Here is a 25,792-nt window from a genome sequence, read left to right on the forward strand (position 1 = left end):
CCGCGATTGGTTACAATTCGCGTCTTTCGCTGGCCTCCACCAACAAGCCTTCGGGACTCTGCATGAATCCGGACTTTCTCGACTTCGAACAGCCCATTGCCGAACTGGAGGCGAAGATCGGCGATCTGCGCTATGTCGGCGACGACGCCGAGGTCAACATCCAGGAAGAGATCCAGCGCCTGGAGGACAAGTGCCGGTCGCTGACCGAGAGCATCTTCGCCAAGCTCACGCCGTGGCAGGTCGCGCAGATGTCGCGGCATCCGCGGCGTCCCTACACGCTGGACTACATCCCCGATCTGTTCGACGAGTTCGAGGAGCTGCACGGGGACCGCGCATTTGGCGACGACCCGGCGATCGTGGGCGGGGTGGCGCGTCTGGATGGCCGCCCGGTGATGCTCATCGGACATCAGAAGGGGCGCCAGACGCGGGACAAGGTGTACCGCAACTTCGGCATGCCGCGGCCGGAGGGGTATCGCAAGGCCCTGCGTCTGATGGAGATGGCGGAGCGCTTCCGCATGCCGGTGCTGACCTTCATCGATACCCCCGGCGCCTATCCGGGCGTCGGTGCGGAAGAGCGCGGGCAGAGCGAGGCCATCGCGCGCAACCTGCGGGTGATGGCGCGCCTGGATACACCCATCATCGCCACGGTGATCGGCGAGGGTGGATCCGGCGGGGCGCTGGCCATCGGCGTCGGGGACGCCACGCTGATGCTGCAGTATTCGACGTATTCGGTCATCTCGCCCGAGGGCTGTGCCTCCATCCTCTGGAAGAGCGCGGAGAAGGCCTCGGAAGCGGCCGAGGCGCTGGGAATCACCTCCGAGCGCCTGAAGGAGCTGGGGCTGGTGGACCGGATCGTGCCGGAACCTCTGGGCGGTGCCCATCGCGACCCGGAGGCGATGTCGACGCGCCTGCGTACCGCGCTCCTGGAGACCCTGGACGGCCTCGAGGGACTGGATCCGGGCAAGCGTCTCGAGCGGCGCTATCGTCGCCTGATGGACTACGGTGCCTTCCAAGAAGCCGCTTCCTGAGCGGGGCGCCCCGGCGCCCGATCCCGTAGCCACCGCGCTGCGGGCATTTCTCGAACCCCCTCCTGCCCGCCGGCGGGTGCGCATTGCCTTCAGTGGCGGCCTGGACTCCACCGTCCTGCTGCACGCGGCGGTGCGTCTGGGCATTCCCGGTCTCGAGGCCATGCACGTGGACCACGGTCTGCGGGCCGACTCCGGGCGCCAGGCCGAGCATTGCCGTGCGGTGGCCAGGGCGCTGAACTGCCCGTTCCGGACCTGCAGGCTGGAACCCCTTGATCCGCGCCCGTCGGGGCTGGAGGCCGCCGCGCGCGAGGCGCGCTACGTGGCATTGCGCGGCGGGCTCGAGGAAACGGATATCCTCCTCGCCGCGCAGCATGCGGACGATCAGGCCGAGACCTTCCTGCTAGCGGCCCTGCGCGGCAGTGGACCCGACGGGTTGCGGGGGATGCGCCCACTGCGACGGGAAGGGGCCACCTGGCTGGGCCGGCCGCTGCTGGACCTTCCCCGGGAGGCGCTGGTCGACTATGCCCGGCGCGAGGGTCTCGACTGGTACGACGATCCGAGCAATCGCGATGCGCGCTTTGATCGCAATTTCCTGCGCCAGTCGGTCCTGCCGCTGTTGCGCGAACGCTTCGGGAGTGTGACCGGCCTGGCGCGGGCCGCCGGCTGGCAGCGGGAGGTCGCCGGTCAGCTGCGGACGCATTTCGACGAGCATATGGAGGCGGCACGGGACCCGGAGTCCGGTGGGCTGGACCTTGCTCACGTGCGCAGGCTGGATAACGGGTCCGCCCGCGGGCTGGTGCGGCACTGGCTGCAGGCACAGGGGCTGCGGCCGCCGGGTCACGCACGCCTGGGGGAATTCCTGCGCCAGGTGGTGGCGGACAACCCCGACGCCAGCCCGCGGGTGGAATGGGAAGACGGCTGGATGCGCCGCTACCGCGATCAGCTATGGGCCGGGCCGCGGCAGGAGGGGCGCGAAGGGCAGATGCCGCCGCCCGATCAGGAGTGGCCCGCGGACCAGCCGGAACTGCGGCTCGCGGACGGGCGGCGCCTGACGCGTTCGGACCTGCGGGAACTCGGTGTCGCGCCCGATGCCCCCCTGACCGTTAGCTATCGCCGTGGGGGCGAGCGGGTCGCGACGCCGGCCGGCCACCGGCCGCTGAAGAAGCTGATGCAGGAGCGCGGGATCCCGCCCTGGGCGCGTCAGCGGATTCCGTTGTTGCGTCAGGCGGATGGCGTGATTGTCGCAGTCCTCTGGCCGGACCGAGCTAACGCGCGGAGTTGACGGAGCCGTCCGAATCGGACAATTCTTGGGCCGTCTTCATGGGTTTCGGGTGAGCGGCACGTGACAGGTTTCGCGGCACAGTGCGGGCGACGTACGGGCACGGCCTTGCTGGCGGCCGCGGCGCTTCTGGCGGCGCCGCTGGCAGCGGATACGTTAACGCTGACCACCGAGAGCTACCCCCCCTTCAATTTCGAGACCGAATCCGGGGAGCTGGACGGGATCTCCGTCCGCGTGATGGATCAGCTCCTGGAGGCCGCGGGAGTGGACGCGGAGATCCGGCTCCTGCCCTGGAGCCGCGCCTATGCCGAGGCCCAGTCGGTCCCCGGTACCTGCGTCTTTTCAACGACTCGCACGCAGGAGCGCGAGGATCTGTTTACCTGGGTCGGCCCCCTGGTCGAGAACCAGTGGCATGCATTCGTGCTGGAGGGGTCGGACGTAAATGCATCGTCCCTGGCCGAACTGGAGCGTTACCGCGTGGGCGGCTATCGCGACGATGCCGTGGCCCTGCATGTCGAACGTCAGGGGATTCCGGTGGATACCGCCCCCAATGATCGGCTGAACGCGCGCAAGCTGGCGGCCAACCGGATCGATGTCTGGGTGAGCGGTGAGCACCTCGCGCCCTGGTATGCGCGCCTGGAAGGGATCGGGGAACTCGAATCCCTGTTCGCGTTCAACGATACGGTGATGTCGCTCGCCTGCCACCCGGAGACCGAGCGCGGACCGCTGGACCGCATGCAGGAAGAACTGGATGCGATGCGCACCGACGGACGCTACGCGGCGATCGTCGAGGCCGTACTGAACAGCAATGGAGAGCGAGATGAGTGAGGCAGCCGAGGCGCAGGCGGCGTCATCGACCCTGATTGCCGAAGAGGTGCTGGGGTTTCAGCGCAACATGACCCGGCGCGGCATCATCTTTTCGTTCACCGGTTACATCTCCGAGGGCATCCTGAAGGCCCTGGGCGATGCGCTGCGCCAGAAGATCCGGCTCGAATCCACCGACACGAAGACCGTGAACCGGGTCTTTTCGGTCTTTGTCGAGCAGGTGCAGAACATCATCCGGTATTCGGCCGAACGCATCGAGCACGATGACGAGCCCCCCGTCGAGCTGAGTTCCGGGATGATCACGGTCGGTTCGGAGAACGGCCGCTTCTTCGTCATCTGCGGCAATGTCATCGGGCGCAAGGACGCCGACACCCTGGCGGCGCGCCTGCGCGAACTGGCCGCGATGGACAGCGACGAGCTGCGTCGCTTCTACAAGGAAAAACTGCGCGAGCCGCCGGACGAGGGCAGCAAGGGCGGCAGTATCGGCCTGATCGAGATCGCACGGCGGGCGAGCGAACCGATCCAGTTCGATTTTCAGCATATTTCCGATGCCCAATCCTACTTTGTCCTGAAGGCCTACATCTGATGGCAGTCGTCGAGACCATTGAACACGAGGCAACCGACCGGACCCCCGCGGTGCAGTTCGATTTCGCGGCCGGGCAGTACCGACTGTCGGGGGAGTCGTATCCGGAGGATGCGGCGAACTTCTATGGCCCCCTGACCCAGGGTCTGCGCCAGGCAATCGAGGACCGCGCCAGCGACGAGGTGGAATTCACGGTGGAAATGATCTATTTCAATTCGTCCACTGCGAAGGCCCTGATGAACATGTTCCAGATCCTGGAAGACGGGGCGGAGGCCGGGCTGAAGGTCCGTATCAACTGGTGCTATCACGAGGATGACGAAACCATGGAGGAGTTCGGCGAGGATTTCTCCGAGGACTTCCAGCACGCCGACTACCGCATGTGTCCGCTGACATGACCGCCCCCTCTCGTGACGACTCCATGAACCCCTCTAGCCGGCCCCGCGACGGGCAGGAGCTGGACGAGGGCCTGGCCGACTTTTCCCTGTTCGAGCAGGAAAAGGCCATCATGCAGCGCTCCGAGCAGATGCTGGAGGCGCTGGACGCAGTGGCCGACGGGGTGAAGGTGCTCGCCAAGGCCTATTCCGAGAGCTACCGCGCGCAGCGGCGCATGATGCGTATGAGTGATCGCATGCAGGCGGATCTCCAGGATGCCAACCGGCAGCTGCGCGAACAGGCCGAACACCTGGCCCAGCTCAACAACGCCCTGTCTGACGAGGTCCGCGAACGCGAGCGCCTGACGGCCGAGCTGGAGCGCCTGGCGCTGGAGGACGCCCTGACCGGTCTGTTTTCGCGCCGCCGTGTGATCGACTGTGTCGAGGGCATGGCCGACAGCGTGGGAGACGCGTCGCACTCGCTCGCGGTGATGATGCTGGATCTCGACGACTTCAAGACCCTCAACGATACCCATGGCCATGCCGCCGGGGACTTCGCGCTGGAAAGCTTCGCCGAGATCCTGCGCGGCGAACTGGGGGCGGAACAATACGCGGGGCGCATGGGCGGGGAGGAATTCCTCGTCGTGGCCGCGGATCTGGACGTCGAGGCCGCCCTGGCCCTGGCGGAACGGATCCGCTCGGCGGTGGAGAACGCCCGCCTGCACTGGAAGGACGAGCCGCTGTCCCTGGCGGTATCGATCGGGCTGGTGGTGACCACGAACCCCTGGCCGGATGCCGGCGAACTGGTCGCGCTCGCCGACGACCTGCTTTATCGCGCCAAGAACGAGGGGCGCAACCGTGTCATCGTGCAGACGCACGGCGACCACGGATGATGCCGGAGACCCGGCGCCGCAACCGGAGCCTCGTTGCCAAGCTGGCGGTCGCCACGCTGCTGGCCGCGCTTGCGCTCAGCCTCCTCAGTAGTGCCTACGTCATCGCCTCCGACTGGAATGCCTTCCGGGCCGAGACCCAGGCCCAGGTCGATCGTCTGCAGCGTCTGGTCGAGCCGCCCGCGGCGGAGGCCGCCTTTCAGTTGAGCGCCGATCAGGCCGACTCGCTGGTCCAGGGCCTGCTCGTCTTCGACGAGATCCGGCGGGTGGAGATCCTCGACGATTTTGGCAATACCCTGGCCGAGGACGAACGGGCGGCGGAGGCCGCGTCCGGAGACTGGGCGCAGTGGCTTTTTGGCGACCTGCGGGCACACGAGCTTGAACTAACGCATCCGGGAACCCGGGGCAACGTTCAGGGCGTGGGGCAGCTGCGCATGGAGCTGGACCCCGGTGTCCTGGGGCGGATCTTCGTGGCGCGCCTGCAGACCGGGGTCGTGACCAGCGTGACCCAGGCCGTGATCGTCTCGCTGGTCGTCGTGGTGCTGTTCTACTTCCTCATGCTGCGTCCGATGCTGAAGATCTCCCGCGCCGTGGCGGATACTGATCCGGACCAGCCAGCCCATTGGCCCATGCCCCGCCTGGGGCATCACGAGAATGACGAGCTGGGGGCCCTGGGGCGCTCGCTGGACCGCTTGCTGCGCGCCTTCCAGGAGGGGCTGGATGCGCGCGACGGGGCCCGCGGAGAGCTGAAGGCGCTGAACGCCGATCTGGAGCGCCGTGTGGAGGAGCGCACCCGACAGCTGGAAGACGAAAAGGCCGAGACCGAACGGGCGATGGCCCAGGTGGACGAGGCCAACCGGGAACTGGAACGCAGTAACCGCCTGGTGGTGGAGAGCATTCGCTATGCCCGGCGCATCCAGACCGCGATGCTGCCGGACAAGCACGCCCTGGACGGACATCTGGACGAGGTGCAGATCTACTGGGAGCCGCTGCACCTGGTCGGCGGGGACTATTTCTGGGTCGAGGCCATCGACGGCCACAGCATCCTGGTGGTGGCGGACTGCACCGGGCATGGCGTCCCGGGGGCGTTCATCACGCTGGTGGTGGCGTCGGCGCTGGACCGCATCCTGCACGAACACCGTCTGCTGGAACCCTCCGCGATCCTGCGCGAGATGGACCGGCTGGTGCGTTCGCGGCTGCGTCAGGACGGTCAGGATTCGGATTCGGATGACGGGCTGGAGGCCGCGGTATGCGTCTATCGGCCGGAAGACCGGATGCTGGCCTTCGCCGGGGTCGGGCTGCCCCTGATGATCGAACGCGGCGGCGAGATCGAGGAGATCCGCGGCGTGCGCGGGGGGCTCGGCTACCGCAGCCTGGAGCCCGCGCAGCCGGTCGACCACGAGGTGCCGGTGGAGCCGGGAACCGAATTCTTCCTGATCACGGACGGTGCGCATGATCATGTCGGGGGTGAGCCGCCACGCTTGTTCGGGCGCCGTCGGCTGCGCCAGGTCCTGGCCGAGAAGAGTGGCCGCGATCTGTCCGCCAAGATCGACGCTGTCGTGCGCGTGCTGGAGGATTATCGCGATGGAGAACCCCGGCGCGACGACATGACCCTGGTGGCCTTCCGCCCGCTGGCACGGGGTTCCCGAAACGAGGTGTTGCCCCCGCCTTCCGATTGAGCAGGGGCGGGTGCTCTGGTACTCTTTCAGGCGTTTTCCGCCCACCCCGCGTGCCAGGTTCGCGTCGGGACGGGGCGCTTGTCAGCTCCCAGCCAGGTTTCCCGCATGACGCGTTTTGTTTTCATCACCGGAGGCGTGGTCTCGTCTCTGGGCAAAGGTATTGCATCCGCCTCGCTGGGGGCGATCCTCGAGGCCCGCGGGCTCAAGGTGACCCTGCTCAAGCTGGATCCGTATATCAACGTCGATCCGGGCACCATGAGCCCGTTTCAGCACGGCGAGGTATTCGTCACCGACGACGGCGCCGAGACCGACCTGGACCTGGGGCATTACGAGCGCTTCGTGCGCATCCGTACCTCGCGGCGCAACAACTTCACCACCGGCCAGATCTACGAGAACGTGATCCGCAAGGAACGCCGCGGGGACTACCTCGGCGGCACCGTACAGGTGATCCCGCATATCACCGACGAGATCAAGCGCTCCATCCACGAAGGGGCGGGCGATGCCGACATCGCGCTGATCGAGATCGGCGGTACCGTGGGCGACATCGAGTCCCTGCCGTTTCTCGAGGCGATCCGCCAGATGGGCGTGGAACTCGGCCACGAGAACGCCCTGTTCATGCACCTGACGCTGGTCCCGTATATCGAGGCCGCGGGCGAGATCAAGACCAAGCCGACCCAGCACTCGGTCAAGGAACTGCGTTCCATCGGGATCCAGCCGGATATCCTGCTGTGCCGCTCGACCCAGGCAATCCCGGACGGCGAGCGGCGCAAGATCGCGCTGTTCACCAACGTCGAGGAGAAGGCGGTCATCTCGGCGGTGGACGTGGACAACATCTACAAGATCCCGCTCTGGCTGCATTCGCAGAAGCTCGACGAGATCGTGCTGCGCAAGCTGCATATCGAGGCGCCGCAGGCGGACCTCTCGGACTGGAAACACGTAGTCAATGCCATGGAGTTCCCGGAGTCGGAGATCACCGTCGGCATGATCGGGAAGTACGTAGACCTGACCGAATCCTACAAGTCCGTGAACGAGGCCTTGACCCATGCCGGGGTGCAGGTCGGCACGCGGGTCCGGATCCGCTATCTCGACTCGGAGAAACTGGAAGGCGCCGAGAACGAGGCCGAACGGGAACTCGAGGGCCTGGATGCCATCCTGGTTCCGGGCGGCTTCGGCGAGCGCGGCGTGGAGGGCAAGATCGCCGCGGTGCGCTACGCACGCGAACACGACGTGCCCTATCTCGGGATCTGCCTCGGCATGCAGGTCGCGGTGATCGAGTTCGCGCGCGATGTCGCGGGCCTGGAAGGCGCGCACAGCACCGAATTCGCGCCCGATACCCCGCATCCGGTGATCGCGCTCATTACCGAGTGGCAGGATCAGGAAGGCCGTATCGAGCGGCGCGATGCCGACAGCGACCTGGGCGGCACCATGCGCCTGGGGGCCCAGAGTGCCCGGTTGTCGTCCGGTTCGCGCATTGCCGAGGCCTATGGTCGCGAAAAGGTGGAAGAACGCCACCGCCATCGCTTCGAGTTCAACAACGCCTACCGCGAACGGCTGGAGGCGGCCGGGCTGCGCATCTCGGGCGTGTCGGAATCCGGCGAACTGGTGGAGGCCGTGGAACTCCCGGGGCATCCGTGGTTTGTCGGCTGCCAGTTCCACCCGGAGTTCACCTCCACGCCGCGCGATGGCCACCCGCTGTTCACCGGTTTTGTGCGTGCCGCCCGGGACTACCAGGAAGCGCGCGAACCCGAAACCACCACGGCGCTGACGGAATAGGGCGCCGATACACGATTTTTCGCGGCCGTGCCCGGAGGGTGGCGGCCGCCGTACAGGACAGGACATGCAGCTTTGTGGTTTTGAAGTCGGCCTCGACCGGCCCTTTTTTCTGATTGCCGGACCCTGCGTCATCGAGTCCGAGGCCATGGCGCTGGAGACGGCCGGGGCCCTGAAGGCGATGGCGGATGACCTGGGCATCCCGTTCATCTACAAGTCGTCGTTCGACAAGGCCAACCGGTCGTCCACCCGGAGCTTCCGCGGCCTGGGCATGGCCGAGGGTCTGCGCATCCTCGACAAGGTGAAATCGGAGATCGGCGTGCCGGTACTGACTGACGTGCACGAGGACACGGCGCTGGACGAGGTCGCCAGCGTAGTGGATGTGTTGCAAACGCCGGCGTTCCTCTGCCGTCAGACCAACTTCATCCAGAATGTCGCGCGCCAGGGGCGTCCGGTGAATATCAAGAAGGGCCAGTTCCTCGCACCCTGGGACATGGGCAATGTCGTCGACAAGGCGCGCGAGGCGGGCAATGACCAGATCATGGTCTGCGAGCGCGGGGTCTCGTTCGGCTACAACACCCTGATCTCCGACATGCGCGGCCTGGCCCAGATGCGCCAGACCGGGTGCCCGGTAGTCTTCGACGCGACCCATTCGGTGCAGCAGCCGGGTGGGCAGGGCGCGTCCTCCGGTGGCCAGCGCGAGTTCGTACCGGTGCTCGCGCGCGCCGCGGTGGCGGCCGGGGTCTCCGGACTGTTCATGGAGACCCACCCGGATCCCGAGAAGGCCCTGTCGGATGGCCCCAATGCGTGGCCGCTGCCAAAGATGGCCGAACTGCTGCAGACGCTGAAGGCGCTGGACGCCGCGACCAAGGCGCAGCCGTTCGCGGAGGCGGAATACGGCCTCGGCTGACCCCCGATTTTTCGATAATGCGTCCCGGGCGGCTCCGTCCGGGCGGGTACTTTTCAAGGAGAGAGCATGTCCCAGATTGCGGAGATTCACGCCCGCGAGATCATCGACTCCCGGGGCAACCCGACGGTCGAGGCCGATGTTGTCCTGGATTCCGGCGCCATGGGGCGCGCGGCGGTCCCGTCCGGTGCCTCCACGGGGGCCCGCGAGGCCCTGGAGCTGCGCGATGACGAGAAGCGCTACGGGGGCAAGGGCGTACTGAAGGCGGTGAGCCACGTGAACGGCGAGATCCGCGACGCGCTGCGCGGCATGGAGCTCGACCAGACCGCGGTGGATCGCCGCATGCTGGAACTGGACGGCACCGAGAACAAGTCGCGCCTGGGGGCGAACGCCCTGCTGGCCGTCTCCATGGCGACCTCGCATGCCCTCGCGGCCGATCGCGAGCAGCCCCTGTTCGAGACGCTGGGTGGGGAAGACGCCACGCTGCTGCCGGTGCCGATGATGAACATCATCAATGGCGGGGCCCACGCGGACAACAGCGTGGATATGCAGGAGTTCATGATCCTGCCGGTGGGCGCGGACTCGGTGCGCGAGGCGGTGCGCTACGGCGCCGAAGTCTTCCATGCGCTGAAGAAGGTCCTGGCCAAGCGCGGCCTGGCCACGGCGGTGGGCGACGAGGGTGGCTTCGCCCCCGATCTGCCGTCCAATTCCGCGGCGATCGAGGTGATCCTGGAGGCCATCCACAATGCCGGCTTCAAGGCGGGCGAGGACATCTGGATCGGCCTCGACTGCGCGAGCTCCGAGTTCTACCGCGACGGCCGCTACCACCTGGACTCCGAGGGCAAGGCCTTCTCGGCGGACGAATTCTCCGACTATCTCGCGCACTGGGTGGACCAGTACCCGATCCTGACCATCGAGGACGGGATGGCCGAGGATGACTGGGATGGCTGGAAGACCCTGACCGAGCGCCTGGGCAAGCGCGTGCAGCTGGTGGGCGACGACCTGTTCGTCACCAATACGCGCATCCTGCAGGAAGGCATCGACAAGGACATCGCGAACTCCATCCTGATCAAGCTCAACCAGATCGGCACCGTCACCGAGACGCTGGAAGCGATCGAACTGGCGCGCAAGGCCAACTACACAGCGGTGATCTCGCACCGCTCGGGCGAGACCGAGGACGTCACCATCGCGGACCTGGCGGTTGCCACGCGAGCCGGCCAGATCAAAACCGGTTCACTGTCGCGTTCCGACCGGGTGGCCAAGTACAACCAGCTGATCCGGATCGAGGAACACCTGGGGAGCCGGGCCAGCTACCCGGGTATGTCGGCGTTCACCTTCGGGCGCTGAGGCGGTTGCGGGGCGGCCGTGTCGAGGATGCAGTCCGCAGCCTGCGGCGCGGTTCCTGTCCCGGGGCGTCCGGGCCTCGTAGAATGCCGGGCATGCCGGCCACTCGTAAAAGCCCTCGTTCCGTTGTACCCGCGCTCGGCGCGGTGCGCGGGCGAGGGCTTTTCTTTGGGTTCAAGTCGATGGAGTGCGGGTGATGCGCGGCCTGCTGATCGGGCTGGCGCTTGTGCTGCTGGCACTGCAATGGCCCCTGTGGCTGGGCGAGGGGAGCTGGCGCGACGTGCGCGACCTGCGCGAGCAGGTCGAGCGCCAGCGGGCCTCGAATGCCGAACTCGAGCAGCGCAATCAGGCCCTGGAGGCGGAGGTGCGGGACCTGCGCGGCGGAACCGAGGCGGTGGAAGAACGGGCCCGGCGCGACCTGGGGATGATCCGCGAGGACGAGGTCTTCTTCTTCGTGGTGGGCGAGGACGAACCCGCCACGCTGGACATCGAGCCGCTCCCCGGATCGGCCGGGCAGACCGAGCCCGGTCCCGACTCACGGGTGCCCGAGGAGGCCGAGCCGGCCACCGACACCCTGCCACCGGAGGATCCCTTTGATGGCTGACACCGCGGGCGCAGCGGCGCGCGAACCGGCCTTCTGGGCACTGATCCCGGCGGCCGGCATTGGCCGGCGCATGGGGTCCGACCGTCCCAAGCAGTACCTGACGCTGGGTTCGCGGACGATCCTGTCGCATACCCTCTCGATCTTCCTCGAGCATCCGCGCATTCGCGGCGTGGTACTGGTACTGGGCCCCGACGTGGATCCCGATGCCCTGGATCTGCCGTTGGCCGGGGGGCGGCTGTTCCGTGCCGCCGGCGGAGCGGAGCGGGTGGATTCCGTGCAGAATGGCCTGGACTTCCTGGCCGAACGGGCGCACGCGGACGACTGGGTACTGGTCCATGATGCGGCCCGTCCCTGTCTGCCGCAGGCGGATGTGGACCGCCTGCTGCGTGAGTTGCGGGATGACGCGGTGGGCGGGTTGCTGGCCAGCCCCAGTACCGACACCATCAAGTGGAGCGATGGCGGCGGCCGCGTGGAGCGGACGCTGGACCGGGAGCGGGTCTGGCGCGCCCTGACCCCACAGATGTTCCGGTTGGGGATGCTGCGAGAAGCGAATGCGCGCGCACGCGATGCGGGTCATGCGGTGACTGACGAGGCCAGCGCGATCGAGTTTCTGGGGCAGGCCCCGCGGCTGATCGAGGGTTCGGCGATGAATATCAAGATCACCCGGGCGGAGGACCTGGAGCTGGCCCGTCTCTACCTGATGCAGCAGGGCCGGCTGGAAGGACGGTTCAGCGCATGAGCGGGTTGCGCATCGGCCAGGGCTTCGACGTGCACGCCTTCGGCGAAGGGGATCACCTGGTCCTCGGCGGCGTGCATATCCCGTTCGAGCGTGGCTTCGTCGCGCATTCGGACGGCGACGTGCTGCTGCATGCGGTCTGCGACGCCCTGCTCGGCGCCGCCGCCCTGGGCGATATCGGGCAGCACTTCCCGGATACCGATCCGGCATTTCGCGGCGCGGACAGCCGCGTCCTGCTGCGGGAGGTCCTCCAGCGCGTCGCGGCGGCCGGCTGGCGCCCGGTCAACATCGACTCCACCGTGATCGCGCAGGCGCCGAAGCTGGCGCCGCATGTCCCTGCCATGCGCGATCATATCGCCGCGGATACCGGCCTGGTGCCCGAGGCCGTCAGCGTGAAGGCCACGACGACCGAACATCTCGGGTTCACCGGGCGCAAGGAGGGCGTGGCGGCGCAGGCAATCGTGCTGCTGGAACCGGCCTCGGGGATGCTACGGGTATGACCGGGGCCGGGCGCGGAACTGCGGGAGTCCTGGGCCTGCATCACGCCAGCCTGGTTATTGCGGACTTTCAGGCCGCGCGCGAGTTCTACGGGCACCACCTTGGGCTGGCGCCGCTGGAGCGGCCCGAACTCGGGTTTCCGGGGCTGTGGTACGACCTCGGCAACGGCCAGGCCCTGCACCTGCTGCGGGTGCCGAACCCGGACCCGACCGAGCGTGCGGTACGGTGTGGGCAGGACCGCCACCTGGCGCTGCGCGTGGATGAGCTGGAGACCTTCGCCGCGCGGCTGGAGGCCGCGGGGTTTGCGGTGGAACGCAGCCGCTCCGGCCGCCCCGCGGCATTCGTGCGGGATCCCGACGGCAACGCCATCGAGCTGATCGAGGACGGTGCCTGAATCGGCCAGAGAGAGTCCCCTCATGAGCGACGCGCGCTACATCCTCGCCCTGGACCAGGGCACCACCAGTTGCCGGGCCATCCTGTTCGATCGCGCGGGCGCGATCGTCGGCGTGGCGCAGAAGGATTTCGCCCAGATCTATCCGCAGCCCGGCTGGGTGGAACACGACCCGATGGAGATCTGGGGTACCCAGATCGGCGTGGCGCGCGAAGTACTGGAGACGCGCGGCATCAAGCCCTCCCGACTGGCGGCGATCGGCATCACCAATCAGCGCGAGACCACGGTGGTATGGGACCGCGCCACGGGGGAGCCGATCGCCAAGGCGATCGTGTGGCAGGACCGGCGTACCGCCGCGTTCTGCGACGAACTGAAGGCGCAGGGCCTCGAGGGCCTGCTGCGCGAGCGTACCGGTCTGGTCGTGGATGCCTATTTCTCGGCCAGCAAGCTGCGCTGGCTCCTGGATCACGTGGACGGGGCGCGCGAGCGCGCGGAACGGGGCGAACTCGCCTTTGGCACCGTGGACAGCTGGCTGATCTGGAACCTCACCCGCGGGGAACGTCACGTGACCGATGTGACGAACGCCGCGCGCACCCAGCTGTTCAACATTCACACCCTGGAATGGGATTCCGATCTGCTGGAGCGATTCGGGGTCCCTCCCGCGATGCTGCCCGAGGTGGTGGACTCCAGTGGCGTGCTGGGCGTCACCGGCGCCGAGATGTTCGGTGGCGCGGAGGTCCCGATCGCCGGCGTGGCGGGGGACCAGCATGCGGCCCTGTTCGGTCAGGGCTGTTTCGAGCCCGGCATGGCCAAGAACACCTACGGGACCGGCTGTTTTCTGCTGATGAACACGGGTGGCACGCCGGTGGAGTCCCGATCCGGCTTGCTCACCACCCTCGCGTGGTCGCTGGACGGCCGGGTGGAATACGCGCTGGAGGGCTCGATCTTTATTGCCGGGGCCGCGATCCAGTGGCTGCGCGACGAGCTTCACCTGATCGACGCGGCCGAGGATTCCGAGTACTACGCGGGCAAGGTGGCGGACGCCGACGGGGTCTACGTGGTGCCCGCCTTCGCCGGGCTGGGTGCGCCGTACTGGGACATGTACGCGCGCGGCGCCATCTTCGGCCTGACCCGTGGAACGCGCAAGGAGCACATCACCCGCGCCACGCTGGATGCGCTGGCCTATCAGACACGCGATGTGATCGATGCCATGGCGCGGGACGCCGGGATCGGGCTGAAGGCCCTGCGGGTCGACGGCGGGGCCGTGGCCAACAACGTGATGATGCAGTTTCAGGCCGACATGCTCGGGGTGCAGGTCGAGCGCCCGGCGGTGACCGAGTCCACCGCCTTGGGGGCCGCCTGGCTCGCGGGACTGGCGGTCGGCTTCTGGACCCGTGACGAGTTGGCGCAGAAGGGTGGGCTGGACCGGGTGTTCGAGCCGCAGATGGACGCGGCCACGCGGGAACAGTACTACCGCGGCTGGAAGAAGGCCGTGAAGCGCACGATGGGCTGGGCGCGCGAGGACGACAGCGACTCGACGCCGTAGCGGGTGATGGTCTGGGGCCTCGCCGACGCGGGCGGGGGCTTCGCCGCCAAGGCGGCTCCCACAGGGGGTTGCAGGTAGAGCGATGGCTTCGACAGGCGGCGCGGCCCAGATCACTGTGGGAGCGGGCTTGTCCGCGAAGCCCCTGCCAGGCCCGGATTGGGCCCGGGGCTCAGTCCATGCTGGCCGGTTCGGCGGCGAGCTGGCCGGACTGGTAGTCGCTGATGGCCTGTTCGATCTCGTCGGAGGTGTTCATCACGAAGGGGCCGTAATGCGCGATCGGTTCGCCCAGCGGCCGCCCCTTGAACAGCAGCACGCGGGCATCCTGCTGGGCGATCAAGTGGATCTGGGTCTGGCCGCTCCACACACCCATCTGGCCGGTCTGCAGGCCGATGAGCTCGCCGTCGAACACGTAGGCCAGCACGCGGTCCTCGAGCTGCACGGCGAGCGACAGGCGATAGCCGGCGGGCAGCGTCAGGTCGGCCATCGCGGCGCCTTCGCCAATCTGCGCCAGCGGGCCCTCGGTATCCCCGGCACTGGTCTGCCAGGATCCGGCAATGGCCTTGAAGCGCAGCGGGTCGTCGTCTTCCGGCAGGTGGCGCATTGCGTCGGCGTGCACGTCGCGATAACGCGGCGGGTCCATCTTGCGCCGGGCGGGCAGGTTTACCCACAGCTGGAAGCCGTGCAGGCCTTCGCTGTCGAGCAGGGGCATCTCGGAGTGGATCACGCCGCGGCCGGCGCTCATCCACTGGGCCTCGCCGGCCTCCACGCGGCCCTGATTGCCCATGGAGTCCTCGTGCGTCAGGCCGCCATGGACCAGGTAGGTCAGGGTCTCGAAGCCGCGATGCGGGTGGGCGGGAAAGCCGCCGATGTAGTCCTCGCGCGCGCTCGCCTTGAGCTCGTCCAGCATCAGGAAGGGGTCCAGCCCGCCACCAAAATCATGGATGCGCCGAATCTTCACCCCGGCCCCGTCCTGGGTGGGATGGGAGGTCTTCACGCTGTCCGGCGGTGTCGGGTTCATGGCGTTCTCCTTCGCAACAGGTCTGCACCATACCGACCATGAAACGAAAAGAAAATTGCATCGTTTCCCGTCATGGGGCCTTCTGTCAGACGGTGGACAGATCCCAGGAATCGGCAAACGCCTCCAGGCTCTCGATGAAATCGGGATCGTGTTCCTGACGGTTGATCGTCAGGTGCAGGACGACGGCCTGCGGGTCGGGCGGGTGGCCGGTGGTCAGCGTCCAGGCCAGGCCGTTGGGGCAGTCGGGCAGGGACAGGCGCACGCCACCGTTGATGACCTCGCGGTGTACCCGGAATTCGCCCCACAGGCAGTAGACCACGCCGGCATCGGGACCGTCGTCCAGGATCAGGGTGTCGATGGCATCACTGTGAGCGGGCAGGGCGGGGACGTTCAGCCGCCGCTGCAAGGTTTCGGCATTCAGGGTCGCGGGCAGATTGCGGAAGAATTCCATGGCGGTCACTCGTTGCGCGGCAGGAACACGGGCAGGCCGTCGACCTCGCCCACGCTCAGACGCTGGTTGTAGAGGCGTTCCAGGGCACTGGGGACCAGCATGGTGGCGGTCGGGCCCCAGCATGCCTGACCGTCGGGGAACAGCAGGAGCAGATGGTCGCAGTAGCGCGCGGCCAGGTTAACGTCGTGCAGGACCAGTACGGCGGCCCGGTGCGCCTGGGCAACGATGCCCTGCACGCGGTTCAGCACGGCGACCTGGTGATGCAGGTCCAGCTGACTGGTGGGCTCGTCCAGCAGGAGCAGGCTGGGGTCCTGGGTCAGCACGGTGGCGATGGCCAGGCGCTGCCGCTCGCCCCCGGAGAGCGTGTCCACCATGCGGTGCTCCAGGCCGGAGAGGTCCATCTCCGCCAGGGCGGCCCGGGCGCGGGCGTAATCCTCGGAGGTCTCGATGTCCCAGGGGCGCAGGTAGGGGTGCCGACCGATCAGCGCGGTCTCCAGCACCGTCGCGGGGAAGCCGTCGTGGTGGGTCTGGAAGACCAGGCCGATGCGCCGCGCCAGTTCCGCGCGGGGCAGGTGGTTGATGGCCTGGCCCCGGACCTCGATGGTGCCGGCGCGTTTGGTCCGCAGGCCGGCGAGCGTTTGCAGCAGCGTGCTCTTGCCCGCGCCGTTGGGGCCGAGGATGCCCCAGCACTGGCCGGGGTCGACGGTCAGTTCCAGCGGGGCGCCGGGTGCGCGCCCCGGGATGTCGATCACCAGGTCGTGGGTGGCAAGCAGCGTATCCGGGCCCGGCTTCTGGTGGACGCTGCGCGCGCCCAGGCCCGGGGCTTCATGCGGCCGGCTGTGGGCGGGGGCGATGGGTGGACGGGGTGCCATCAGCGGCTCCGGTACAGCAGGAACAGGAACACGGGGACCCCCAGCATCGCGGTGATTACGCCGACCGGCAACTGCTCCGGGGCGATCATGGTGCGGGCGAGGGTGTCGGCCAGCGTCAGCAGGATGCCGCCGCCCAGCGCGGAGGCCGGCAGGATCACGCGCTGGTCGTTGCCGAAGACCAGGCGCAGCATGTGCGGCACGATCAGCCCGACAAAGCCGACCGCGCCGACCTGCATGACCGCGGTCGCGGTGATCAGCGCGGCGGCGACATAGATGCTCCATTCCACCGGGCGCACCGCCACCCCGAGTGCGGCGGCCTGCATCGGGCCGCGCGCGAGCACGTTCAGCGTGCGGCCCAGCGGCAGGGCGAGGAACACGACCAGCACCAGCAGGATCCAGGCGGGATAGGGGTTGCGCGCGTGGGACACATCGCCCATCAGCCAGTACAGCATGCCCGGTAGCTCGGCCGTCGGGCTGACTGCGAGCAGGAAACTGATCATGGCGCCCCAGCCCGCCGCGACCACCACGCCCGTCAGAAGCAGGCGCGTGGGGGTCCAGCTGCCGGTACCGTGTGCCAGGCCGAACACGATCACCGTGGACAGCAGGGCACCGGCGAACGCGGCCAGGGAGACGGAAAACATCGACAGGCCGGCGAGCATCGCCAGCAGGGCGCCGACGGAGGCGCCGCCGGAGAGGCCCAGCACGTAGGGATCGGCCAGCGGGTTGCGCAGCAGCACCTGCATCAGCGCGCCGGCCAGACCCAGCAACCCGCCTGCGGCAAAGGCCGCCAGGGCGCGCGGCAGGCGCAGCTCCAGCACCAGCGTGTCGTGCAGGCGGCTGCCCTCGCCGAGCATCACCGCCAGCAGGTCGCCGGGCGCGATCGCGACACTGCCGAAGGCCAGCGCGATCAGCACCGCCAGCAGCGACGCCGGCAGCAGGACCGCGGCGGCAAGGAGGAAGGCGCGGGTCACGAGGGGTCAGTCCGCCCGGCGCAGGCGCGCCCGCTCGAGCTCCTCGCACATCAGGCGGGTGCCCTCGGCGATGCGCGGGGTATGGCGCTGCAGAAGGGACGGCGGGATGAAGAACAGGTTGTCGCGCTGGACCGCGGTCATGTCCTCCCATTGCGTCCAGGCGATGACCCAGTCGGGGCGATCCTCGCCCATGCCGCCGCCAATGATGACCTCCGGATCGGCCTCGATGACCGCCTCGCGATCCATGCGCGGGACCAGGCGATCCAGGTGGCCGAATACGTTTACCCCGCCGCACAGGCGGATCGCCTCGCTGATCAGGTGGTCGTCGTTCACCGTCATCAGGGGCTGTTCCCACACCTGATAGAACAGGCGTACCGGGTCGCGCTCGGCGTAGTCCTGGCGCAGGGTGTCGATCGCCTCCTCGAAGCTTCGCACCGCCTCGTCGCCCTGCGTCTCGGTGCCGGCGAGCTGTGCCATGCGGCGCATGCTGGCGGACACACCGTCGAAGCTGCGGGGCTCCGACACGTAGACGTGGAAGCCGAGCTCGCGCAGGTGTTCGATCTGGGATTGCGAGTTTCCGCTGCGCCAGGCAACGACCAGGTCCGGATCGAGCTGCACGACGCGCTCCATATCGATGCGGCTGTAGCCGCCCACCCGGGGAAGCATCTCCGCCTCCGGCGGGAAGTCGCTGTGCTGGGTCGCGCCCACCAGCTTGTCGCCGGCCCCGACGGCGAACAGGACCTCCGTGATATGCGGGGCGAGGCTGACGATACGCTCGGCGGGTTGTTCCAGCCGGATCTCGTGACCGTCATCGTCGGTCACCGAGACCGGGTCGGCCAGTGCCGGCGCGGTGCAAAGCAACGTCGCGACGAGCAGGGCGGAGGAGCGTCCGAGGGTCTTGAAATTCATAAAAATCCGGTGGTTGTGGCGCTGTTGCGAGGTCGAATGGAGGACGTCTGCGGTAGTGCGCGCAAGCCGCAAAAGCGTTTCATCATAGCAGCATGGGCAAGATGGTTTGGTGCCCAAATTGGTCGGGGGCGCGCCGAACGCGTATCATACCGCGGCTTGAATCAGGTGCCTGCAATGCGCAGGTGAAACGGGAAGCCGGTGCAAATCCGGCGCTGCCCCCGCAACGGTAAGTGAGCGGCGAACCACACCGCAGGCTTGGCCACTGTGCCCCCACGGGTCACGGGAAGGCGTCTGTGGCATCGGCAGCCGCCGACGCTCACAAGCCCGGAGACCGGCCTGGTGATGACGCATCCTGCGATCGTGCGGCGGGCAACGATCGAGGGCACGGGCACCATCTGCGGTGCCCGTTCCTTCGTGGGTTCGCCGTGCCGTCGCCCCGACGGAAACGCATGACGAACCCAGACCCCAAATCGACAGCAGAGCATCCGAACGCGTTCGCCTCGGCCGAGCGCGAGGCGGTTTATCGCGTGATCGGGGAACGCCGCGACATGCGCCATTTCCGCCCGGATCCGGTGGATGGCGCTACGCTGCGCCGGCTGCTGGAGGCCGCCCACCGCGCGCCCAGCGTCGGGTACATGCAGCCCTGGCGCTTCCTGCGGGTAACCGACCCGGCCCTGCGCGAGGCCCTGCATGCCCACGCCGCGGACGAGCAGGCCCGCACCGCCGAGGCCTGCGGGGAGCGCGCGGCGGAGGTGCACCGCCTGAAGCTGGAAGGGATCCGCGAGGCGGGGGAGTTGCTGGTGGTGGCCCTGACCGACGGCCGCGAACGCTATGTGCTGGGGCGCCGTACGCTACCGGAGATGGACCTGTGCTCGGCGGCCTGCGCGATTCAGAACCTGTGGCTGGCGGCCCGCGCGGAGGGGCTGGGCATGGGCTGGGTCTCGCTGTTCGATCCGGACTGGCTGGCGCGGCAGCTGGACATGCCGGAGGGCGGCTATCCGATCGCGGTGCTGTGCCTCGGTCATGTGGAGCGTTTCTACGACCGGCCAATGCTGGAGACCGCGGGCTGGGATCGTCGGCGGCCCCTGGAAGAACTGGTCTTTCAGGATCGCTGGGGCGTGCCCGGCGAGCTGGCAGCCGACCCGGATGCGGCAGGCGCCGGAAACGGGGCGGACGATCGGACCGGATCCGACAGCGCATGAGCGCCTTCCTGATCCTGATGGGCGCCCTGATCCTGGATCGCTTGTTCGGCGATCCGCGGCGATTCCATCCGCTGGCCGGGTTTGGTCGGCTGGCGGCCTGGGCCGAGTCCCGCTGGCATGCGCCCAGTCGCCTGCGCGGGGCGTTGCTGCTCGCGGCGTTGGTCCTGCCATGGGTGGCGCTGGCCGCTCTGGGGGCGTCGCTGGCCTGGGGCTGGTTGCTGTCGCTGGCGATCCTGACCCTGGCGATTGGCTGGCGCAGCCTGGACGAACACGCCGAGGTGGTCGCGCGGGCCCTGGAGACGGATGATTTGCACGGTGCCCGCACGGGCGTGGGGATGCTGGTCAGTCGGGACACGGAGGCCCTGGACGTGCGCGGGGTGAGCGGGGCGACCATCGAGTCGGTCCTGGAGAACGGCAACGATGCGCTGTTTGCCACGATCTTCTGGTTCCTGGTCGCCGGGGCACCGGGCGTGGTGGCCTACCGGCTGGTCAACACCCTGGATGCGATGTGGGGGTACCGTAACGAGCGGTATGCCACGTTCGGCTGGGCGGCCGCGCGGCTGGATGACGCCATGAACCTGATCCCGGCGCGTCTGACGGCCCTGGCCTATGCCCTGGCGGGGCGCGGGCGGGACGCATTGCAGTGCTGGCGTGAACAGGCCGCCGGATGGAAGAGCCCGAATGCCGGGCCGGTGATGGCCGCTGGGGCCGGTGCGCTGGGCGTGGTGCTGGGCGGCCCGGCGCCCTATGGCGGCCAGCGCGAGTGGCGCCCGCGCCTGGGCATGGGCCGCCTGGCCGATGCCGCGGGCATTCGCCAGGCGGTGGCGCTGGTGGACCGGGCGCTGGCGATCTGGATGGCATTCATCGTGGTGGGGGTGATTGTCGTTGTCCTGTTCTGATCCGAAAACGGCTCCCATGCCCGAACCCCAGGCGCTCGTGCAGGTGCATGGGGGTGGTGTGCGCCAAGCGGCTGCGCGCTACGGCATTCCGGCAACCGAGTGGCTGGATCTTTCCACCGGCATCAACCCGCATGGCTATCCCGTGGGCGAGGTCCCGCAGTGGGTCTGGGCGCGGCTGCCGGAACCGGAGGACGGGCTCGAGGCCGCGGCCGCTGACTATTACGGCACCGCGGCGCCTTTGCCCGTCGCGGGCTCGCAGGCGGCGATCCAGTTGTTGCCGGCGCTGCGCTCGGGTACGGCGCGCGTCGGCATCCTCGAACCCAGCTACAACGAGCACGCCCGGGCCTGGCGCGAGGCCGGGCACACGGTACGCCCGCTGAGTGGCGAGGCGATCGCCGCCGCGCTGCCCGATCTGGACGTGCTGGTGCTGGTCAACCCGAATAACCCGACGGGTCAGTGCTTCGAACGTGCGGAACTGCTGGCGTGGCATGCGGAACTGGCCGCGCGTGGTGGCTGGCTGGTCGTGGACGAGGCCTTCATGGATGTGACGCCGGGGGCCAGTCTCGCGCAGGACGCACCGCGCGAAGGCCTGGTGGTGCTGCGTTCTCTCGGCAAGTTCTTCGGACTGGCGGGCGCACGGGTCGGGTTCGTGATCGCCGACGACGCGATGCGCGCGCAGCTGGCCGCCCGACTGGGTCCATGGGGCCTCGCCGGACCTTCGCGCTGGGTTGCTACCCGGGCGCTGACCGACCGCGCCTGGCAGGCCGAGACCCGGAGCCAGCTGCAGGCGCGTGGCCAGCGCCTGGCGGAACGGCTGCGTGCGCACGGGCTGGCGCCCACCGGCGGCACCGCGCTGTTCCAGTGGTGCCGGGTGGATGATCCCGCGGGTTGGCAGGACCATCTGGGCCGGCGGGGCATCCTGGTGCGTCGATTCGATGCGCCCGGGAGTCTTCGGTTTGGCCTGCCGGGTGACGCGGCCGAGTGGCAGCGTCTGGAAGCGGGGCTGCAGCGGGCATGACGGGCACGACGCTGATGGTGCAGGGGACGACCTCGGATGCCGGCAAGAGCGTGCTGGTCGCGGGGCTCGCGCGGGTGCTGCACCGCCGTGGACTGTCGGTGGTGCCGTTCAAGCCGCAGAACATGGCGCTGAACAGCGCCGTGACCGCCGATGGCGGCGAGATTGGCCGGGCCCAGGCCCTGCAGGCCGCCGCCTGCGGCCTGGAACCGCATACGGACATGAATCCGGTACTGCTCAAGCCCAGCTCGGACCAGGGCGCGCAGGTGATCATCCACGGGCGGCCCGCGGCGGAACTGGATGCGCGGGCCTATCACGACTACAAGCCCGTGGCCCGCGAGGCAGTGCTGGCGTCGCACGGGCGCCTGACGGATCAGTACGACCACGTGCTGGTGGAAGGCGCGGGCTCGCCGGCGGAGATCAACCTGCGCGCGGGCGATATCGCCAACATGGGCTTCGCCGAGGCCGTGGACTGTCCGGTGATCCTGGTCGCGGATATCGACCGGGGCGGGGTGTTCGCGCATCTGGTGGGCACGCTGGCGCTTCTGAGCGAGACCGAGCGTGCGCGGGTTCAGGGCTTCGTCATTAACCGCTTTCGCGGCGATATCAGCCTGCTGCAGCCGGGGCTGGACTGGCTGGAACAGGAGGCCGGCAAGCCGGTGCTCGGCGTGATTCCGTACCTGCACGGGTTGTATCTCGATGCCGAGGACGCCCTTCCGCGGGAGGCGGTGCCGGAAAAGGCTACGGATGCGCTGAAGGTGGTCGTACCGGCCCTGCCGCGCATCTCCAACCACACCGATTTCGACCCGCTGCGCCTGCACCCGGCGGTGGATCTGCGTTTTGTCGGCCCCGGCGAGTCCTTGCAGCCGGCGGATCTGGTGATCCTGCCGGGCTCCAAGTCGGTGCCCGACGACCTCGTCTGGCTGCGCGATCAGGGCTGGGAGGCCGCGCTGCAACGGCATGTGCGCTACGGTGGCAAGGTGCTGGGCATCTGTGGGGGCTTTCAGATGCTGGGGCGCGCCGTGCACGACCCCGACGGCGTCGAGGGCCGGACCGGTTCCACGCCGGGGCTTGGCTGGCTCGATATCGAGACCCGCCTGGCCCCCGAGAAGCGTCTGGAGCGTGTTCACGGGGATCGTGTGCTGGGCCGGGAGGCAGGCGTGGAAGGCTACGAGATTCATGCGGGCATCACGACCGGGCCCGGACTGGAGCAGCCGCTGCTGCATCTGGCGCACGGGCCGGATGGCGCGTGCAGCGAGGACGGTACGGTGGCCGGTACCTACGTGCATGGCGTATTCGACCGTTCGGAGGCCGCCGATGCCTTGCTGCACTGGGCGGGTATGCGGGCCGGTTTGGGACAGGGAGAAGACCTGGCTGCGGCGCGCGAACGCGGTCTTGCACGCCTGGCGGATACCCTGGAGGAACACCTGGACATGAAGCGTGTACTGACCCTGCTGCGGGCGGAATCGGGAGAGCCGGTGGCATGAAGACCCTGGTCCTGGGCGGCGTGCGTTCCGGGAAGAGCCGGCTGGCCGAACGCCTGGCGGCGGAATCCGGCCTGCGGGTCACCTATGTCGCCACGGCACGGGCCGACGATGCCGAGATGGCGCGCCGGATCGAGCGTCATCGCGCCGACCGCCCCGGTGACTGGGGCCTGGTCGAGGCGGACACGGGACTGGCCCGGGCACTGGAACAGGCCGCTGGTCCGGGCCAGTGCCTGCTGGTCGATTGCCTGACACTTTGGCTGACCCAGCTCCTGTGCACCGAGGACGAGGCCTGGATCGAACGCGAGCGCGAGGCCCTGATCGAGACGATCCCGTGCTTGCCGGGCACGCTGGTCTTCGTCTCCAACGAGACGGGGATGGGCATTACCCCCATGGATGAACTGTCCCGCCGCTTCGCCGACGAGGCCGGCTGGCTGCACCAGCGCCTGGCCCCCGAGATGGACCGCGTGGTCCTCACCGTCGCCGGTCTCCCGCATGTGCTCAAGGGTGACCGTCTGTGATCCAGGGCGGGCTTTGCTGTGGCCAGGATGGCGGGGATTCGCGGGCAAGCCCGCTCCCACAGGGCTGCCGCACATGCCTTTGTGGGAGCGAGTTTGTTTGTGGGAGCGGGCTTGCCCGCGAAGACGGATCGAATAGGGAGAACATGTGACCGAAGACTGTGACTGGCTGCAGGTGCCGCCGGCGCCCCTGAGCGCCGAGGCGCGCCAGGCAGCGGCCGAGCGGCAGGCCCAACTGACCAAGCCGCCGGGTTCGCTCGGGCGGCTGGAGGCGATCGCCGAGCGCCTGGCCGCCATGCAGGGCGTGGGCCAACCGACGCTGGAGCAGGTGCACATCGCGGTGTTCGCCGGTGACCACGGCGTGGTCGCCGAAGGGATCTCGCGATTCCCCCAGGCGGTGACCGCGCAGATGGTCGCGAACTTCGCGAACGGCGGCGCGGCAATCTCGGTGCTGGCACGGCACCTGGGCGCGTCCATCGAGGTGATCAATCTGGGTACCGTGGCTCAGCCACCGGCCGTCAGCGGCGTGCAGCAACTCAATCTGGGTCCCGGCACCGCCAACCTGGCCCGCGAACCGGCGATGATGCCGGCGCAGCTGGAGCGCGCGCTGAACGCCGGCCGCCAGTGCGCCGAGCGCGCCCGAAGGGGCGGGGCGCAACTGTTCATCGGTGGCGAGATGGGCATCGGCAATACCACGGCGGCCGCCGCACTTGCCTGTTCATTGCTGGACCTGCCGCCGGCCGATCTGGCCGGGCCCGGCACGGGTCTGGATGCCAATGGCGTGCGCCACAAGGCCGAGGTGATCGAGCAGGCATTGAGCACTCACGTCGATGTGCGCGGCGATGCGCTGGGCAGCCTGCGTTGTCTGGGTGGCTTCGAGATCGCGGGCCTGGCCGGCGCCTATATCGCCGCGGCACAGATCGGGTTGCCGGTACTGGTGGACGGCTTCATCAGCACCTCGGCGGCGCTGGTGGCGGAACGCCTGTGCCCGGGCACCGCGGAGTGGTTCTTTTACGCCCACAGTTCGGCGGAGCCGGGCCACCAGCGACTGCTGCAGGCGCTGGCGGCCGAGCCACTGCTCGATCTCGGCATGCGCCTGGGCGAGGGGAGCGGGGCGGCCACCGCCGTGCCCCTGCTGCGCCTGGCCTGCGAGCTGCATTCGGGGATGGCGACTTTCGCCGAGGCGGGTGTGAGCGGGGAGGGCAGTTGAGCACGGACGCGACACGTATCGGCCTGCTGCGGCACGGCGAGACGACGGGCCAGGGGTTTTGTGGGCGTGGCAGCGATGTCCCGCTGACGGCAGCAGGCTGGCACGCAATGCGCGAGACACTCGCGCGTGACGCCGACTGGGATCGCGTCGTCTGCTCGCCGTTGATGCGATGCCTCGGGCCTGCCGAGGCGTTCGCCGAGCAGGCAGGCGTGCCACTCGCCGTGGACGAACGCCTGGCCGAACTCGACTTCGGCGACTGGGAAGGCCGAACGGCGGCAGCGCTGATGGAGACGCAGGCCGACGCCCTGGGTCGCTTCTGGGAAGATCCACTGAATCATGCGCCGCCCAATGGCGAGTCGCTTCGAGCGTTTCGCGAGCGTGTGGTCGCCGGCTGGAATGAACTGGCGCCCAACGAAGGGGAGCGCGTGCTCGTGATCGCCCACGGCGGGGTCATCCGCCTGATCCGTGCCCTGCACGAGGGCTGGCCGCTGGAAAAACTCCTGAGCATCGACGTCCCGCTCGCGTCCCTGCATATTATCGAGCCATGGCAGGCCTACTGATGATTACCCATCCCGCACTGCAACAGGACCCCGAGCCAACCCGCGCCCGGGCACTTGCGTGCGGTTCTGCGGGAGCGTGCTTGCACGCGAAGCCCCTGCCCGCGCCTGCCTCTGACGGACGTTTCGCTGCCCGCGTGATCGGGTACGAAACATGTAGGAGGCCAGCCCCCTGGCCGATCGGGAACGTGCCAGCGCCCCATCGGCCAGGGGCTGGCCTCCTACAGGCAGGGGT

At 68.5% G+C, this 25,792-nt stretch carries 27 protein-coding genes and 1 riboswitch; of the genes, 22 read left to right on the forward strand and 5 right to left on the reverse strand.

Annotation, left to right across the window (positions count from 1 at the left end):
• Nucleotides 1-62 precede the first annotated feature (62 nt).
• The 15 genes from D107_RS0101355 (at nucleotide 63) to glpK (ending at nucleotide 14,451) form a co-directional block, all read left to right on the forward strand.
• Nucleotides 63-1,028 carry an acetyl-CoA carboxylase carboxyltransferase subunit alpha gene (locus D107_RS0101355; protein ID WP_018866978.1) on the forward strand — a complete coding sequence of 322 codons (966 nt, stop codon included), beginning with the start codon at nucleotides 63-65 and terminating at the stop codon, nucleotides 1,026-1,028.
• Between the two features lie 76 nt (nucleotides 1,029-1,104).
• The gene (tilS, locus tag D107_RS0101360) at nucleotides 1,105-2,310 is read left to right on the forward strand and encodes a tRNA lysidine(34) synthetase TilS (RefSeq protein WP_018880577.1); all 1,206 of its coding nucleotides are present in this window, start codon (nucleotides 1,105-1,107) and stop codon (nucleotides 2,308-2,310) included.
• Nucleotides 2,311-2,415: 105 nt separating this feature from the next.
• Complete coding sequence (locus tag D107_RS0101365) at nucleotides 2,416-3,135, forward strand: ABC transporter substrate-binding protein (protein WP_018880578.1); 720 nt, start codon at nucleotides 2,416-2,418, stop codon at nucleotides 3,133-3,135.
• A complete protein-coding gene (locus tag D107_RS0101370; RefSeq protein WP_019583900.1) occupies nucleotides 3,128-3,718 on the forward strand; it encodes a SiaB family protein kinase in 591 nt (196 codons plus the stop codon). Before D107_RS0101365 ends, D107_RS0101370 begins: the two co-directional genes overlap by 8 nt.
• On the forward strand, nucleotides 3,718-4,110 hold the full coding sequence (locus D107_RS0101375; protein ID WP_018866974.1) for a DUF1987 domain-containing protein: 393 nt from the start codon (nucleotides 3,718-3,720) through the stop codon (nucleotides 4,108-4,110). The genes D107_RS0101370 and D107_RS0101375 overlap by 1 nt, the downstream gene beginning before the upstream one ends.
• 23 nt (nucleotides 4,111-4,133) lie before the next feature.
• Complete coding sequence (locus D107_RS0101380; RefSeq protein WP_018880579.1) at nucleotides 4,134-4,979, forward strand: GGDEF domain-containing protein; 846 nt, start codon at nucleotides 4,134-4,136, stop codon at nucleotides 4,977-4,979.
• Nucleotides 4,979-6,655 carry a SpoIIE family protein phosphatase gene (locus tag D107_RS0101385; RefSeq protein ID WP_018877455.1) on the forward strand — a complete coding sequence of 559 codons (1,677 nt, stop codon included), beginning with the start codon at nucleotides 4,979-4,981 and terminating at the stop codon, nucleotides 6,653-6,655. The genes D107_RS0101380 and D107_RS0101385 overlap by 1 nt, the downstream gene beginning before the upstream one ends.
• 105 nt (nucleotides 6,656-6,760) lie before the next feature.
• Complete coding sequence (locus D107_RS0101390; RefSeq protein WP_018880580.1) at nucleotides 6,761-8,428, forward strand: CTP synthase; 1,668 nt, start codon at nucleotides 6,761-6,763, stop codon at nucleotides 8,426-8,428.
• Nucleotides 8,429-8,492: 64 nt separating this feature from the next.
• On the forward strand, nucleotides 8,493-9,335 hold the full coding sequence (gene kdsA / locus D107_RS0101395) for a 3-deoxy-8-phosphooctulonate synthase (protein WP_018866970.1): 843 nt from the start codon (nucleotides 8,493-8,495) through the stop codon (nucleotides 9,333-9,335).
• A gap of 66 nt (nucleotides 9,336-9,401) precedes the next feature.
• Nucleotides 9,402-10,679: a phosphopyruvate hydratase gene (gene eno / locus D107_RS0101400; RefSeq protein ID WP_018866969.1), complete on the forward strand. Its 1,278-nt coding sequence runs from the start codon at nucleotides 9,402-9,404 to the stop codon at nucleotides 10,677-10,679.
• Between the two features lie 193 nt (nucleotides 10,680-10,872).
• Nucleotides 10,873-11,280 carry a cell division protein FtsB gene (gene ftsB / locus D107_RS0101405; RefSeq protein ID WP_018866968.1) on the forward strand — a complete coding sequence of 136 codons (408 nt, stop codon included), beginning with the start codon at nucleotides 10,873-10,875 and terminating at the stop codon, nucleotides 11,278-11,280.
• Nucleotides 11,273-12,019 carry a 2-C-methyl-D-erythritol 4-phosphate cytidylyltransferase gene (ispD, locus tag D107_RS0101410; RefSeq protein ID WP_018880581.1) on the forward strand — a complete coding sequence of 249 codons (747 nt, stop codon included), beginning with the start codon at nucleotides 11,273-11,275 and terminating at the stop codon, nucleotides 12,017-12,019. Before ftsB ends, ispD begins: the two co-directional genes overlap by 8 nt.
• On the forward strand, nucleotides 12,016-12,516 hold the full coding sequence (gene ispF / locus D107_RS0101415) for a 2-C-methyl-D-erythritol 2,4-cyclodiphosphate synthase (RefSeq protein WP_018880582.1): 501 nt from the start codon (nucleotides 12,016-12,018) through the stop codon (nucleotides 12,514-12,516). Before ispD ends, ispF begins: the two co-directional genes overlap by 4 nt.
• Nucleotides 12,513-12,908 carry a VOC family protein gene (locus D107_RS0101420; RefSeq protein ID WP_018880583.1) on the forward strand — a complete coding sequence of 132 codons (396 nt, stop codon included), beginning with the start codon at nucleotides 12,513-12,515 and terminating at the stop codon, nucleotides 12,906-12,908. The genes ispF and D107_RS0101420 overlap by 4 nt, the downstream gene beginning before the upstream one ends.
• 22 nt (nucleotides 12,909-12,930) lie before the next feature.
• Entirely contained in the window at nucleotides 12,931-14,451 is a 1,521-nt protein-coding gene (glpK, locus tag D107_RS0101425; RefSeq protein WP_018880584.1) for a glycerol kinase GlpK, read from the forward strand.
• A 169-nt stretch (nucleotides 14,452-14,620) separates the two neighbouring features.
• Here glpK and D107_RS0101430 read toward each other — a convergent pair whose 3' ends face one another.
• From D107_RS0101430 to D107_RS0101450, 5 genes are all read right to left on the reverse strand, one after another.
• Entirely contained in the window at nucleotides 14,621-15,469 is an 849-nt protein-coding gene (locus D107_RS0101430) for a pirin family protein (RefSeq protein WP_018880585.1), read from the reverse strand.
• An 85-nt stretch (nucleotides 15,470-15,554) separates the two neighbouring features.
• Complete coding sequence (locus D107_RS0101435) at nucleotides 15,555-15,920, reverse strand: hypothetical protein (protein WP_018880586.1); 366 nt, start codon at nucleotides 15,918-15,920, stop codon at nucleotides 15,555-15,557.
• A gap of 5 nt (nucleotides 15,921-15,925) precedes the next feature.
• Complete coding sequence (locus D107_RS0101440; RefSeq protein WP_018880587.1) at nucleotides 15,926-16,792, reverse strand: ABC transporter ATP-binding protein; 867 nt, start codon at nucleotides 16,790-16,792, stop codon at nucleotides 15,926-15,928.
• Nucleotides 16,792-17,763, reverse strand: coding sequence for an iron ABC transporter permease (locus D107_RS0101445; RefSeq protein WP_018866960.1), 972 nt, complete (start codon nucleotides 17,761-17,763; stop codon nucleotides 16,792-16,794). The genes D107_RS0101440 and D107_RS0101445 overlap by 1 nt, the downstream gene beginning before the upstream one ends.
• A gap of 6 nt (nucleotides 17,764-17,769) precedes the next feature.
• Nucleotides 17,770-18,672, reverse strand: a complete 903-nt coding sequence (locus tag D107_RS0101450) for a cobalamin-binding protein (protein WP_018880588.1) — start codon at nucleotides 18,670-18,672, stop codon at nucleotides 17,770-17,772.
• Nucleotides 18,673-18,818: 146 nt separating this feature from the next.
• Nucleotides 18,819-19,027: riboswitch (cobalamin riboswitch) on the forward strand.
• A gap of 94 nt (nucleotides 19,028-19,121) precedes the next feature.
• Here D107_RS0101450 and bluB point away from each other — a divergent pair.
• The 7 genes from bluB to D107_RS0101485 all read left to right on the forward strand — a co-directional run bounded on the left by bluB (nucleotide 19,122) and on the right by D107_RS0101485 (nucleotide 25,560).
• On the forward strand, nucleotides 19,122-19,874 hold the full coding sequence (bluB, locus tag D107_RS0101455) for a 5,6-dimethylbenzimidazole synthase (protein WP_018880589.1): 753 nt from the start codon (nucleotides 19,122-19,124) through the stop codon (nucleotides 19,872-19,874).
• The gene (gene cbiB, locus D107_RS0101460; protein ID WP_018880590.1) at nucleotides 19,871-20,773 is read left to right on the forward strand and encodes an adenosylcobinamide-phosphate synthase CbiB; all 903 of its coding nucleotides are present in this window, start codon (nucleotides 19,871-19,873) and stop codon (nucleotides 20,771-20,773) included. The genes bluB and cbiB overlap by 4 nt, the downstream gene beginning before the upstream one ends.
• 16 nt (nucleotides 20,774-20,789) lie before the next feature.
• On the forward strand, nucleotides 20,790-21,791 hold the full coding sequence (cobD, locus tag D107_RS0101465; protein ID WP_018880591.1) for a threonine-phosphate decarboxylase CobD: 1,002 nt from the start codon (nucleotides 20,790-20,792) through the stop codon (nucleotides 21,789-21,791).
• Complete coding sequence (locus tag D107_RS0101470; protein WP_018880592.1) at nucleotides 21,788-23,275, forward strand: cobyric acid synthase; 1,488 nt, start codon at nucleotides 21,788-21,790, stop codon at nucleotides 23,273-23,275. Before cobD ends, D107_RS0101470 begins: the two co-directional genes overlap by 4 nt.
• Nucleotides 23,272-23,793, forward strand: a complete 522-nt coding sequence (gene cobU / locus D107_RS0101475) for a bifunctional adenosylcobinamide kinase/adenosylcobinamide-phosphate guanylyltransferase (protein WP_018880593.1) — start codon at nucleotides 23,272-23,274, stop codon at nucleotides 23,791-23,793. Before D107_RS0101470 ends, cobU begins: the two co-directional genes overlap by 4 nt.
• 145 nt (nucleotides 23,794-23,938) lie before the next feature.
• Nucleotides 23,939-25,000 (forward strand): nicotinate-nucleotide--dimethylbenzimidazole phosphoribosyltransferase, encoded by a 1,062-nt coding sequence (gene cobT / locus D107_RS0101480; protein ID WP_018880594.1) that lies wholly within the window; start codon nucleotides 23,939-23,941, stop codon nucleotides 24,998-25,000.
• Entirely contained in the window at nucleotides 24,997-25,560 is a 564-nt protein-coding gene (locus tag D107_RS0101485) for a histidine phosphatase family protein (protein ID WP_026280710.1), read from the forward strand. Before cobT ends, D107_RS0101485 begins: the two co-directional genes overlap by 4 nt.
• Nucleotides 25,561-25,792 lie beyond the last annotated feature (232 nt).

It is taken from the genome of Thioalkalivibrio sp. ALE30, assembly GCF_000377465.1.
Taxonomy (GTDB): domain Bacteria; phylum Pseudomonadota; class Gammaproteobacteria; order Ectothiorhodospirales; family Ectothiorhodospiraceae; genus Thioalkalivibrio.